The following is a 12,938-nucleotide window of genomic DNA, read 5'->3' as shown; positions in this document are numbered from 1 at the left end:
CCGGTGCCCGCATCACCCCCCGACCGGCCCGTGCGAGCGGCGGATCCAACCGAATTCGACGGTGGTCGGATAGCCGTCACGGGCCGGGTCGAACGGGCCGTATTCGGTGCGCAGCGCGTCGGTGAGGGTGGCGACGACGTGCCAGCCGAAGGCGTCCTCGTCGATGGCTTCCTCGGTGCGCGCCACGGTCGAGATTCGCGCGCCGAGTGCCCCGCCGCCGCCGGTGAACGCGCAATCGATCAGTGCTTCCGGTGCCGCGGCGAGAACGAGCGCGGTCACCACCTCGTCGAGCGCCAGCAGTAGGTCGGTGACCTCGTCGAGCGCGAAACCTCCTACCAGCAGGACTGTTTCGGCCAGCGCGTGAACCATGGTGAGCTGCTCGAGCTCCGCCGGGACTTGAAACCCGACCGTTGTCGACCGGGGCGCGGTCTCGCGATCCTCCGCTCGCATGCCGCCTCCCTGTGTTGCTGTCGTGGTCGCAGGTTACCCGACCGTGACGTTTCTCAGTCCGCGCCCTGATCGTGCTGCCCGGCGCGCTCGTGCACGGTCAGCAGCAGATGATCGAAGCGGGTGCGCAGCACACCGGACACATCGGTGAGCGAACCGAGTTCGGTGATCAGGCGCTGCGCCAGTACGCGCAGCTTGGTGTTGGTTTCCTGTGAGCGCCAGGTGAGCACGTCGAATGCCTGCTCGGCGTTGACTCCGTAGACGAGCATCACCGCGCCCTTGGCCTGTTCGATCACGGCGCGGGCAGCGTAGAGGCTCGGGAGTTCATCGTCGAGGGTTTGCTTGCGACGCCGCTCGAGGGTGTCGGTGACATCGATGTAGTAGCCGGTGGTACCGACCAGGACACCGGTGTCGTCGAGCATCTGGTCGGCTACGACGATCACGTCGTGGACCGCACCCCCGGTGTCGAGAATGCGGTGGGTGCTGCAGAACGGTTCGCCCTCGGTGACCGACTTCTCGATCATGGTGGCGACGTGGTCGCGGTCGTCGGGATGCTTGTGCGACAACAGCAGTGCGGTGGTCGGGGACACGGTGCCCGGCTCGTAACCGTGGATGCGGGCGACCTCGTCGGACCATTCCCAGCGCTGATCGGCGAACCAGAACTTGAATCCGCCCGCGTCCTGCGCCCTGCCTTCGCCGAGCACGCGCCGCAACGACCGCGCGCCACTCGTCGGAAGACCCTCACTGTGCTTCATTCCAGAAGTATCTCGTGACCGACGCGCCCGCACACACGCGGCGCCCGATCCGGTCCCCACCCCCCGCGCGGCGCTCAACACGCCCTCGCACCCGGCTCGGGCAGTGGCTCGCCCGGAGTGGGGATCGGGGGGAACGGGTCGGGGACATCCGGGGGTGGCGGTTGTCCCGGTCCGGGTCCGGGCGGCGGGTCGCCCGGCAGTGGATGACCCGGCTCCGGCGGCGGTGGTGGACGTCCCGGGTCCGGCGGGGGCGCGGGGTCCGGGGTGGGCGGAATCGGGTCTCGCGGTTCGGGAATCGGTGGGCTGGTCGCCATCGGGGTGGTCATCGCAGCCTCCTCACGGGTCGGAGTACGTCGTTCGTCGGGCAGGTACCCCGACCGCGAGCAGCTACACACCGTCGTTTCGGCCGCAACCGATCGGCTATTACCCGGGCATGGACCACAGCACAGCCCCGCTCGTCGCCGCGGTCGCCGATTACCGCAACAAACATCGGTACGGGTTCACCCCGCCCGGGCACCGGCAGGGTCGCGGTGTGGACGACCGGGTTCTCGCCGCGCTCGGTGCCGATGCCTTCGCCGCCGACCTGCTGGCCAACGGTGGGCTCGACGACCGGCTCGCCCGCAACGGCTACCTGACCGAAGCCGAGGACCTGATGGCCGACGCCGTCGGCGCCGACACCGCGTTCTTCTCCACCTGCGGCAGCTCGCTGTCGGTCAAGGCGGCGATGCTGGCGGTGGCCGGTGGTGACGACGGCGGCCTGCTGGTGGCGCGCGACAGCCACAAGTCGATCGTCGCGGGGCTGATCTTCTCCGGGGTGCAACCGCACTGGATCAGCCCGCGCTGGGACCCCGATCGCCACTTCTCCCACCCGCCCTCGCCGGAGCAGGTGGAGCAGGCGTGGCAGGAGCACCCGGACGCGGCGGGCGCGGTGATCGTGTGCCCGAGCCCGTACGGCACCTGCGCGGATCTGCGCGGCATCACCGAGGTGTGTCATGCGCGTGGCAAACCCGTCATCGTCGACGAGGCGTGGGGTGCGCACCTGCCGTTCCACCCCGAATTGCCCACGTGGGCAATGGATGTGGGGGCCGATGTGTGCGTGGTGAGCGTGCACAAGATGGGCATGGGTTTCGAACAGGGTTCGGTGTTCCATCACCAAGGCGATCTCGTGGATCCGGGTCGGTTGCGCCGGTGCGCGGATCTGCTGATGACCACCAGCCCGAACGTCCTGATCTACGCCGCGCTCGACGGGTGGCGACGCCAGATGGTCGAATTCGGCCACGACCTGCTCGGGCGAACACTCGGACTGGCCAAACGCACCCGCGCCGAGATCGACCGGATCAACGGTCTGACGGTGATGCACGACGAACTGCTCGGAGTGGAGGCCTCCCACGACCTGGACCTGATGCAGGTGCTCGTCGATGTGTCCGCGACCGGCGCCACCGGGTACGAGGTGGCGGACTGGTTGCGCGAGCACCACCATCTCGATGTGGGCCTCAGCGATCACCGGCGGATCCTGGCGACGATGTCGACGGCCGACGACGACGCCTCCACGGAGGCCCTCATCGACGCGCTCGCGCTGTGGCGGCGGGCCGGTCTCGACCCGGCACCGCACCACATCACCCTGCCGTCCCCGCAGGACCTGCAGCTCGACACCGTGATGCTGCCTCGCGATGCGTTCTTCGCCCCCACCGAGATGGTGCCCATCGAACAGGCACCTGGCCGGATCGCCGCCGAACAGCTCACGCCCTACCCGCCCGGTATTCCCGCGATCGTGCCCGGCGAGCGGATCGGTGACACGGTCGTGGAATACCTGCGTACCGGTGTCGAGGCGGGGATGAACGTGCCCGATGCCAGCGATCCGCGGTTGCACCACATCCGGGTCGTCCGCCAGTCCTGATCGACTACCGAGAGGAAGTGTTGTCGTGGCCGCCGAACAGTTGCGCGCAGTGGCGCTGGTCTGCACGTTGAAGCCCTCGCCCGCCGAATCCAGCAGTCAGCTCATGGCCGATCAGGTGCTGGCCGAACTGGCCGCCAACGATGTGTCCGGGTCGACGGTGCGCATCGCCGATTTCGAGGTGCGGCCGGGGGTGAGTGCCGACGAGGGTGAGGGTGACGAGTGGCCGCAGATCCGTCGGCGGATCATCGAGGCCGACATCGTCGTGCTCGCGACGCCGACCTGGTTGGGTCATCTGTCCTCGGTGGCTCAGCGCACGCTGGAACGGCTGGATGCCGAACTGTCCGAGACCGACGACGCGGGCAGGCCCGTCATGCTCGGCAAGGTCGGGATCGCGGCGGTGGTCGGCAACGAGGACGGCGCGCACAAGATCGTGGCCGACACCTTCCAGGCGCTCGACGACATCGGGTTCACCATCCCGGCTCAGGGCTGCACCTACTGGAACGGGGAGGCGATGGGCGGCACCGATTTCAAGGATCTGCCCGACACTCCCGAGGCGGTGCGCAAGACCACGGCCGCGATGGCACGCAATGCCGCGCATCTGGCCCGGCTGTTGCGAACGAACCAGTACCCGGCCTACCAGTGACCCGGTAGGCCGGGGTGGGGTCAGAGAATCGGGCGACCGCCGGTGACGGCGATGCGGGCACCGGAGATGTAGCTGCCGTCGTCGGCGGCGAGCAGCACATAGGCCGGGGCGAGTTCGGCGGGCTGCCCGGCCCGGCCGAGCGGGGTGTCGTCGCCGAACTTGCTCACCTTCTCCGTCGGGAAGGTCGACGGGATCAGCGGTGTCCAGATCGGGCCCGGCGCCACACTGTTGACCCGGATGCCCTTCTCCCCCAGCATCTGCGCCAGGCTGGCCGAGAAATTCGCGATCGCGGCCTTGGTCGCCGCATACGGCGCCAGGGTCGGCGAGGGCATGTCGGAGTTCACCGAGGAACTGCCGATGATCGACGAACCGGGCCGCATATGCGGCAGCGCCGCCTTCACGAGGTGGAAATAGGCGCCGACATTGAGGGCGAAGGTGTAGGCGAATTCCTCGTCGCTGATCTCGGTGATGTCGTCGTGCGACATCTGGAACGCGGCATTGCTGACCAGAACGTCGACGGTGCCGAATTCCTCGACGGCTTTGTCGATCACCGCTCGGCAGTGGGCGGGGTCGGAGAGGTCACCGGACACCAGTACCGCCCGCTGCCCCGCCGCGGTCACCAGGTCGGCCACTTCTTTCGCGTCGTCGTGTTCGTCGAGGTAGGAAATGAGCACATCGGCGCCTTCACGGGCGTACGCGATGGCGACCGCGCGTCCGATTCCGCTGTCGGCACCGGTGACGACAGCGGCTTTGCCCGTCAGTTTGCCCGATCCCCGGTAGCTGTTCTCGCCGCAGTCGGGCACGGGGTCCATTTTCGATTGGATGCCGGGAACCTGCTGCTGCTGTTCGGGAAATCCCATGATCGAAGTCCTCCTCGCCGGGAACGGGTCTTCGATCGGACTACCTCACCGCGACACGGGCAAACAGGTCAGTGCCCGCACGGGTCGCGTAATCGCAGCCCTTCACGGGCTTTGATCCGGCGGTGTTCGGCGAGCACGATCGCGACGCCGCCGAGTAGGCAGAGCACGCACAGGATCGCGGCGATCACCGCCCACCCTTCGAATCCGTATCCGGCGGCGGTGAGGGTGAGCGCCAGCAACACGACACCGACACCGATCAAGATCAGGCCGGGCCAGTTCCACGCGTCTTCGATGGATTCACCGACATGCGAACGGGTAGTGCGCTCGGTGTCGGGAAATTTGTGATGATGAGGGAGAGCGGCATCGTTCATGGCCGGGCCGTCCTTTCGAGGGGATCCGCTGGTCTGCGCGTACCCCTGATCCGACAGCCCAATCGTCGTTTGCCGACTCCGCGAGGCGGTAACCGCACCACGGTGTTTTCCCGAATGCGAGCACGTCGATCCAGGACAGAAGGGTTGCGCATATATGACCGAGCAGCAGCACATTCCCCCGGAGTTCACGCGCCCACCGGTTCCGCCGGACGAGGACGGCAGCCAGTGCGAGCCGCCCGGCCCGAAACCGGATCAGCAGGGTCCTGAGCTGCGTGGTCCCACCGGCGCACCCATTCCGGGTGAGGCGAACGTCCGAGCCCAGCAGGGTGATGCGCTCACCACCCCACAGGGCCTGCGCCAGGCCGATACCGACCATCAGCTCAAGGCAGGGCCGCGCGGACCGGTGCTGTTGCAGGACTTCCACCTGCGCGAGAAGATCACCCATTTCGATCACGAACGAATTCCGGAGCGGGCCGTGCACGCGCGTGGTGTCGGCGCGCACGGTGTTTTCGTGTCCAACGGTGCCGCCGCCTCACTGACGCGCGCCAAATTCCTCGCCGCCGACGCGCGTACACCGGTGTTCGTACGGTTCTCCACGGTGCTCGGTTCGCGTGGTTCGGCGGACACCGTGCGCGATACGCGCGGTTTCGCGACGAAGTTCTACACCGAGGAAGGTGTGTACGACCTCGTCGGTAACAACATTCCGGTGTTCTTCATCCAGGAGGCGATCAAGTTTCCCGATGTGGTGCACGCGGCCAAACCGCATCCGGACCGGGAGATCCCGCAGGCGCAGTCGGCGCACGACACGTTCTGGGATTTCGTCTCCCTGCACACCGAGGCCACCGCGCACACCTTCTGGAACATGTCCGACCGTGGGCTGCCGCGATCGTTGCGGATGATGGAGGGCTTCGGTGTCCACACATTCCGGTTGGTCGCCGCCGACGGCGCGACGAGCCTGGTGAAATTCCATTGGAAGCCGCGCCTTGGTGTGCATTCGATGCTGTGGGAGGAAACGCAGCTCACCGCCGGATTCGATCCCGATTTCCATCGCCGAGATCTGGCGGACGCGATCGAGGCCGGATATTTCCCGGAATGGGATCTGGGTGTTCAGGTCTTTCCCGATACCCCGGAGCAGGTGTTCGACGACATCGATCTGCTCGATCCGACGAAGCTCGTACCGGAGGAATTGGTGCCGGTGCAGGTGATCGGCACGTTGCGGCTCACCGCGAATCCGGTGAATTTCTTCGCCGAGACCGAACAGGTGGCGTTCTGCCCGAGTCATCTGGTGCCCGGTATCGAGATCACCGACGACCCGCTGTTGCAGGGCCGGTTGTTCTCATACCTCGACACCCAGCTCAGCCGCCTGGGCGGACCTAATTTCGCGCAGCTGCCGATCAATACGCCCCACACGGATGTCAACGACATGTTCCGCGACGGCATGCATCAGAGCGCGGTGCACACCGGGGTGGCACCGTACAAACCGAATTCGCTCGACGGTGGCTGCCCGTACGCGGCGAGTTTCGCCGGTGAGGCGTACGTCGAGTCGCCTGCCCCGATTCCGCCGCCGCAGGCCAAGCTGCGCACCTCGGCGAACACCGACAAGGCGCAGGTGTCGTTCGCCGATCATTTCTCCCAGCCGCGCATGTTCTACCGCAGCCTCACCCACGGTGAGCAGCGGCGCTTGGCCGACGCGTTCTCGTTCGAATTGGGCAAATGCACCTCGGTGACGATTCGGGGGCGTGCGGTGCAGATGCTGGTGAATGTCGACGAGCAGCTGGCCGGTTATGTGGCGAACCAGCTCGGTGTCGATGTGCCCGCGCCCACCGCGACCGCTGTCGAGCTGTCGACGAGTCCGGCGTTGTCGCAGAAGCGGGGCGCGTTCCCGGTCGACGGGCGGGTCGTGGCGGTCCTGGTTGACGAGACCAGTGCCGGTGGTGCGGTGCAGCAGGTGTGTGCCGATCTCGAGCAGGCCAAGGTGCGGCCGTTGCTCGTCGCCGCGCACGGCGGGGAGGTCGAGGGCCGGAAGGTGGATCGCACGTTCGCCACCATGCGCTCGATCGAGTTCGACGGGTTGGTCGCGCTCGGCGCGCCGACCGATCCGCGCGTGGATGTGCTGGTCAACGAGATATGGCGGCACGGGAAGGCGATCGCGGCGGTCGGTGCGGCGGCGAGTCTGCTGCAGCGCAACGGTGTCGACGCCGACGCACCGGGGGTGACGGTGGCCGAGGCGCCGCAGGCGACCACCCAGGTGGTGACCGACTTGGGCGAGCATCGCGCCTGGGACCGGATCGAACCGCGCGGCTGAGCCGTGTCGTGCCCGGTCCGTCGATGCGGGCCGGGCGCGGCGGTGTCAGTCCCCCGGCACCGGGCTCTGCCGCTCGGGCGGAACCAGGTAGGCGCGCAGGTCGTCGGTCTTGGATTCGATGCGCTCGGCGTTCTCGGCGTCGACCCGGAATATCCAATGTTTGGCCCCGAGCAGCAGCACCGCTTGGAAGACCAGCTGGAACCATTCGCTCTGCCAGTTCTCGAAGGTGCTGGACAGGAACTCCGGCCAATAACCCGACCACTGGAATGGTTGTCCCTGCTGTTGCTGAGTATTGCGGTATTCGATGAGCTGGAACACGAACTGCGCGCCCCACGAGCCGATGAACAGCAACATCAGCAGGTAGACAGCTCCCCAGCGACGAAAATGTGCCATAGCCCGCAGATACCCGGCAAACCGGTGGCGACACACTCCGACCGGACCGCGGGCCGCTGGTACGGCGTCCGATAGCCGATCGGCACCGCCGCGAACGGGCGGGCTGTTAGGTTCGGATGATGGTGCCGATCCCCCATCTGATCGCTTTCGTGGGCGCGGCCTTGCTCATCATCGTGATCCCCGGACCGAATGTGTTGTTCGCGATCGGGCGGGCGCTGACGCTGGGACGCAGGCAGGCATTGCTGTCGGTCCTCGGTTCGGTCGTTGGTTCGATCGTCCCGCTGACCGTGGTGGCACTTGGCCTCGGCACCGTGCTGATGACCTCGGCGCTGCTGTTCACGGCGGTCAAGGTCGTCGGCGCGCTGTATCTGATCTATCTGGGTGTCACCGCGATTCGGGACCGCAAGAAGCTCTCGCTCACCGCGAACACCGGTGCCGGGGGCCGGTCTGTGCGGCAGGGGTTCGTCGTCGGCGCGACGAACCCGAAGACCGCGGTGTTCTTCGGTGCGGTTCTGCCGCAGTTCACCGCCGTCGACGCGGGGCCGCTGCCGGTGCAGATGCTGGTCCTCGGCGTGATCTTCCTCGTCGTCCAACTGCTGTGCGACAGTGTGTGGGCCGTGGTCGCGGCGACCGCGCGGGGGTGGTTCGCGCGGTCGCCGCGTCGGCTCGAGGCGGTGGGCGGTGTGGGTGGGGCGATGGTCGTCGGGGTGGGGACCGGCGTCGCCTGCACCGGCTGAGCTCAGTCGCGGGTGAGGATGAAGAAGTAGGGGTCGGGCAGGCGGCGGTAGTCCATGATGCCCAGGACCGTGGTCGGGCTGACCCGGCGGAACGTGTCGATGATCGCGAGATGGTCGTAGATCATCGCGGTGGTGACGGTGCCCCGGTGGTTGATCTCGCGGAGCCGGGCACGGTGGTGGGTGGTGCGCAGGGTGGGTGCGAGCAGGTCGAGGCGTTTACGGGTCTGCGCGATGAGCGAGGTGGGGACTCTGTCGGCCAGCGACAGCGGGATGCGTTTCGGATCCACCGGGAAGATGTCGCCCTTGGGGGTCGCGAACAGCAGCGGGTGCACGTCGTCGGGGCCGTCGAATTGTTTGCCGTACCAGCCCGAGGCCGCGAGCAGGCCGTCGAGCCCGTGGCCGGTGGCCAGCTCGCGACCGTGCCAGCGGCCGGTGAGGTCGGTGGGCGCGACGGGCGGCAGGCTGTCGAACAGGGCGAGCGCGTCGTCTCGGTGGCAGGCCGGTTCGAGGGCGGCCAGACGGTCGGCGGCGGACATGGGTTTCCTCTCAGACGGGCAGGCGAAGGGCGCCGGGGGCGTGCTCGGGCACGGCGGGTCGACGGGGCGCGACGGGACGGATGCGCTCGTAGGCGGCGCCGAGCTCGGGACGCGGGTCGGGCTCGCCTTTGTTGGGCCAGAACGCCATGGCGCGTTCGGCCTGGGCGGTGATGGTCAGCGACGGGTTCACGCCGAGGTTGGCGGTGATGGCGCTGCCGTCGGCGACGTGCAGTCCCGGATGACCGTAGACACGCTGATACGGGTCGATGACACCGGTGTCGCGGGAGTCGCCGATGGTGCAGCCGCCGATGTAGTGGGCGGTGGCGGGGATGTTGAAGATGTCGGTGGCGATATTGCCGGTGATGGCGTCGGATTTACCGGCGTAACGGCGGGCGATGTCGTGGGCGAGCGGAATCCACTCCGGATTGGGTTCTCCGGCGCCCTGTTTGGTGACGAGCCTGCGTCCCTTCAGATACGAGGTGAGCGAGTTGTCCAGCGATTGCATCACCAGCAGGATCACCGACCGCTCCGAGGCGCCGCGCGCGTTCTGCGACCGCAGGAACTGCACCGGGTGCAGCAGCATGGTCAGCAGCAACCGCAGGAATCGGAACGCCCCACCGTCGACCATCGGCACCGTCTGCACGAACAGCGCGTTCTGCCCCTTGCCGTAGGTGCAGACCTCCACGTGGGTCTGTGGTTCCGGGTGGATCGAGGAGGTGATGGCCACACCCTGGGCGAAGTCGCGCCGCGTCTTGCTGGTGACGCCGATGATCGCCTCGGAATTGCTGCGTGTCAGTTCCCCGAGCCGCGACGACAGTTCGGGCAGGGCACCGTTGCCGCGCAGGTTGTGCAGCAGCTTCTGGGTGCCGAGCGCGGCGGCCGCGAACACCACCTGTTCGGCGGTGAAGGTGCGCCGGTCCTTGCGCAGCAGACCGTTGGACCGCACGGTCTCCACCCGGTAGCCGCCGGTGCCGTCGGGCGCCACCGAGGTGACCGTTGTCAGTGGATGCACCTGTGCGCCGAGACTTTCGGCCAGGTGCAGGTAGTTCAGGGTGGTGGTGTTCTTGGCGTTGTGTTTGCAGCCGGTGAAGCATTCCGAGCAGTGGACGCAGCCCGCGCGGCGCGGTCCGGCGCCACCGAAGTACGGGTCCTCGACCTCCACCCCTTCGGCGCCCTCGTTGAAGAACACGCCGACGTGGGTGCGGTGGAAGGTGTCGGCCACCCCGAGATCGGTGGCGACCTGCAGCAGCACGTCGTCCTTGGGTCCCAGCTTCGGGTTCTCGACCACGCCGAGCATACGTTTGGCCTGGTCGTAGTACGGGGCGAGTTCGGATTTCCAGTCGGTGATGTGGGCCCACGCGCGGTCGCGGTAGAACTCGGGCAGCGGCTCGTAGAGGGTGTTGCCGTAGATGAGCGACCCACCGCCGACCCCGGACCCGCTGAACACCAGGCACTTGCCGAGCGCACTGATCCGCTGCGGACCGGTCAGCCCGAGGCGGGGCGCCCAGATCGCCTTGGGCACGTTCCAGTTCGTCTTCGGGTAGTCCTCGGCGTTCCAGCGCCGACCGGATTCGAGCACACCGACCCGGTAGCCTTTCTCGGTCAGTCGCAGGGCGCTCACGCTGCCGCCGAATCCGGAACCGACGACGATCACGTCGTAGTCGTAGCTGGTCATGGAACCATCACCTCGTAGTCGGCGGGGTCGAACCGCGCCTGTTTGCGGTATTGAATTCCCAGCAGGGGCCAGTTGGTGGTGATGCGGCCGTCGGCCTGGCGGTACCAGGACGAGCACCGGCTCCACACACTGTCCGCCAGGAGTTCCTGGATGCGGGCGTCGTAGGCCTTCTCCACTTCGGGGCGCACGGCCAGGGGCCGACCGGTCGCGGCGAGATGGGCGACGTAGCGCCCGAGGTATTTCGCCTGTGCCTCGAGGAAGTAGATGATCGAGCCGCCACCGGTGTTGGTGTTGGGCCCGTACATGAGGAACAGATTCGGGAACCGGGGCACGGTGACGCCGAAGTAGGCGCGCGCGCCTGCCCGCCACTCCTGGCTCAGTGCCCGGCCACCGGCACCGGTGATCGTCATCGGTGCCAGGAATTCGGTGGTCTTGAACCCGGTCCCCCAGATGATGACGTCCACCTCGTGCTCGCGCCCGTCCTCGGTGCGGACCCCGGTGGGCGTGATCTCGCTGATCGTGTCGGTGCACACCTGCACGTTCGGCTGGGCGAGCGCGGGGAGGTAGTTGTCGGAGAACAGGATTCGTTTGCACCCGACGTCGTAGTCGGGCCACACCTTCTCGAACAGTCCCGGCACCGCCTTGGTCTGGCGGCGCATGTGCCATCTCGACCAGGCCCGGATGGCACGGGCCAGGGGCTTGGCGTAGACCCAGGCCAGGCTGAGCCCTTCGACGACGCCATACCAGGTGCCACGTTCGGCCAGTTCGGTGGCGGGCACCTTCTCGAACAGCCGGTGGTGCAGGCGCCCGAATTCGCGATCCGGTCGCGGAATGATGTAGGGCGCGGTGCGCTGGAACACCGTCAGGGCGCCTACGCGCGGCTGGATCTCGGGCACGAACTGGATGGCACTGGCACCGGTGCCGATCACCGCGACCCGTTTCCCGGTCAGGTCCACGTCGTGATTCCACTGCGCGGAGTGGAAACTGTCGCCGGTGAACGTCTCGCGTCCCGCGATGTTGGGCAGCGCCGGGCGCGAGAGCTGCCCGACCGCGGAGACGAGAACGTCGACGACCACGGTCTCACCACCGGCCAGGGCGACGGTCCACTTGCCGCTCGCGTCGTCGTAGGTTGCGCCGAACACCTCGGTGCCCAGGCGCAGGTGGCGGCGCACATCGAAGGTGTCGACGATGCCGCGGATGTAGTCCAGGATCGCCGGTTGCCGCGAGAACCGGTGCGGCCAGCGCGGATTGGGCGCGAAGGAGTACGAGTAGAATGGTGACGGCACGTCGCAGGCGGCGCCGGGATAGGTGTTGTCGCGCCATACTCCGCCGACCTCGTCGGCCTTCTCGAAGACGACGATGTCGTCGAAGCCCCGTTTCTTCAGTTCGATGACGGCGGCCAGGCCGCCGAAACCGCTGCCGATGACCGCGATGGACGGTGTCATGCGTTCCTCTCGAGGATCAGACGCGCGCACTGGTGCGGCGCGTCGCTGAACGGCAGATGGCCGCAGCCGGGTAGGTCGTGGTGCCGGGCGAAGGGCAGTGCGGTGCGGGCACGCGCACTCTGGGTGCGGTGCACGAGGACGACATCGCGGGTGCCCCAGGCGATCGTCACCGGGATCTCGGTGAGCGCGCCGAGGTCGTGCGCTGGTGTCAGGACGTAGTTGTCGAAGTCGTCACGGGCGGCGGTGAACGCGCTGGCCCCGGCCAGCCCGGCCAGGTCGAGTCGCGCGGCGGGCGGGGAGACGAGTGCGGGGCGGCCGAACATGGCCGAGAGCAGCAGTATCCGCCCCGCCCGGTGATCCACCGTGCGGCCCAGGGCCGCGCCGAATCCCCGGGCGGCACCGCGCATGCCGGTGAGCAGACCCTTGGTCCAGCGCAGTTCGGCCGGTCCGTAGAAACCGACCGGGGAGAACGCGGTGACCGCCGACGCGACCCCGGTGCGCCCCAGTTCGAGCGCGATCCCGCCGCCCATCGAACTGCCGACCACGTGGGGGCGGTGTATCGCGTTGTCGGCCAGCCACCGCGTGAGCCACGCCGCGTATCCGCGCGGTCCTGGTCGCACCCCGGGAACGAGCGGTGAGTCGCCGAAGCCGGGCAGGTCGACAGCGATCACCTCGTGTGTTTCGGCGAGCTCGTCGATGATCGGGGCGAATACCTGCCAGCGGCTGCCGAGCCCGTGGACCAGCACGATCGGCGCGCCGGTTCCACGGCGGTGGTGGGAGATCTGCGTCATCGCAGCCCTTCATGCAGGAAACAGTTACTCCGTACGGTTTCTTGATTTCACCAGTCCCGCACTTCCACGTCAATAGCCAGTTG

At 67.6% G+C, this 12,938-nt stretch carries 13 protein-coding genes; 4 read left to right on the top strand and 9 right to left on the bottom strand.

Going from position 1 to position 12,938, the window contains the following annotated elements:
- Positions 1–12: 12 nt before the first annotated feature.
- Positions 13–450: a hypothetical protein gene (locus tag NC7_RS14820; protein WP_067983343.1), complete on the bottom strand. Its 438-nt coding sequence runs from the start codon at positions 448–450 to the stop codon at positions 13–15.
- A gap of 53 nt (positions 451–503) precedes the next feature.
- A complete protein-coding gene (locus tag NC7_RS14815; protein ID WP_067983341.1) occupies positions 504–1,202 on the bottom strand; it encodes a PAS and ANTAR domain-containing protein in 699 nt (232 codons plus the stop codon).
- A 433-nt stretch (positions 1,203–1,635) separates the two neighbouring features.
- Between NC7_RS14815 and NC7_RS14810 the strand changes: the two genes are divergently transcribed.
- Together NC7_RS14810 and NC7_RS14805 are read left to right on the top strand one after the other, a co-directional pair.
- Positions 1,636–3,099 carry an aminotransferase class I/II-fold pyridoxal phosphate-dependent enzyme gene (locus tag NC7_RS14810; RefSeq protein ID WP_067983339.1) on the top strand — a complete coding sequence of 488 codons (1,464 nt, stop codon included), beginning with the start codon at positions 1,636–1,638 and terminating at the stop codon, positions 3,097–3,099.
- Between the two features lie 25 nt (positions 3,100–3,124).
- A complete protein-coding gene (locus tag NC7_RS14805; protein ID WP_067983337.1) occupies positions 3,125–3,742 on the top strand; it encodes a flavodoxin family protein in 618 nt (205 codons plus the stop codon).
- Positions 3,743–3,762: 20 nt separating this feature from the next.
- Here NC7_RS14805 and NC7_RS14800 read toward each other — a convergent pair whose 3' ends face one another.
- A complete protein-coding gene (locus tag NC7_RS14800) occupies positions 3,763–4,602 on the bottom strand; it encodes a glucose 1-dehydrogenase (protein WP_067983335.1) in 840 nt (279 codons plus the stop codon).
- Between the two features lie 68 nt (positions 4,603–4,670).
- Positions 4,671–4,973 carry a hypothetical protein gene (locus tag NC7_RS14795; protein WP_067983333.1) on the bottom strand — a complete coding sequence of 101 codons (303 nt, stop codon included), beginning with the start codon at positions 4,971–4,973 and terminating at the stop codon, positions 4,671–4,673.
- A gap of 154 nt (positions 4,974–5,127) precedes the next feature.
- On the opposite strand from NC7_RS14795, the gene NC7_RS14790 reads away from it, so the two are divergent.
- Positions 5,128–7,278 (top strand): catalase, encoded by a 2,151-nt coding sequence (locus tag NC7_RS14790; protein ID WP_067983331.1) that lies wholly within the window; start codon positions 5,128–5,130, stop codon positions 7,276–7,278.
- Positions 7,279–7,323: 45 nt separating this feature from the next.
- Here NC7_RS14790 and NC7_RS14785 read toward each other — a convergent pair whose 3' ends face one another.
- Positions 7,324–7,671, bottom strand: coding sequence for a DUF6766 family protein (locus NC7_RS14785; protein ID WP_067983329.1), 348 nt, complete (start codon positions 7,669–7,671; stop codon positions 7,324–7,326).
- Positions 7,672–7,790: 119 nt separating this feature from the next.
- Here NC7_RS14785 and NC7_RS14780 point away from each other — a divergent pair, with 119 nt between their 5' ends.
- Positions 7,791–8,408, top strand: a complete 618-nt coding sequence (locus NC7_RS14780; RefSeq protein WP_067983739.1) for a LysE family translocator — start codon at positions 7,791–7,793, stop codon at positions 8,406–8,408.
- A 2-nt stretch (positions 8,409–8,410) separates the two neighbouring features.
- On the opposite strand, the gene NC7_RS14775 is transcribed toward NC7_RS14780, so the two are convergent.
- The 4 genes from NC7_RS14775 to NC7_RS14760 are packed head-to-tail and all read right to left on the bottom strand — an operon-like array spanning position 8,411 to position 12,855.
- The gene (locus NC7_RS14775) at positions 8,411–8,944 is read right to left on the bottom strand and encodes a DUF4334 domain-containing protein (protein WP_067983327.1); all 534 of its coding nucleotides are present in this window, start codon (positions 8,942–8,944) and stop codon (positions 8,411–8,413) included.
- A gap of 10 nt (positions 8,945–8,954) precedes the next feature.
- Positions 8,955–10,619 (bottom strand): GMC oxidoreductase, encoded by a 1,665-nt coding sequence (locus NC7_RS14770; RefSeq protein ID WP_067983325.1) that lies wholly within the window; start codon positions 10,617–10,619, stop codon positions 8,955–8,957.
- Positions 10,616–12,064, bottom strand: coding sequence for a flavin-containing monooxygenase (locus tag NC7_RS14765; protein WP_067983324.1), 1,449 nt, complete (start codon positions 12,062–12,064; stop codon positions 10,616–10,618). Before NC7_RS14765 ends, NC7_RS14770 begins: the two co-directional genes overlap by 4 nt.
- Positions 12,061–12,855 carry an alpha/beta fold hydrolase gene (locus NC7_RS14760; protein WP_067983321.1) on the bottom strand — a complete coding sequence of 265 codons (795 nt, stop codon included), beginning with the start codon at positions 12,853–12,855 and terminating at the stop codon, positions 12,061–12,063. The genes NC7_RS14765 and NC7_RS14760 overlap by 4 nt, the downstream gene beginning before the upstream one ends.
- Positions 12,856–12,938 lie beyond the last annotated feature (83 nt).

Source organism: Nocardia caishijiensis NBRC 108228, assembly GCF_001612825.1.
Lineage (GTDB): Bacteria > Actinomycetota > Actinomycetes > Mycobacteriales > Mycobacteriaceae > Nocardia > Nocardia caishijiensis.
The sequence above is the reverse complement of the archived record's forward strand: the minus strand, read 5'-3'. Positions and strand labels throughout refer to the sequence as shown.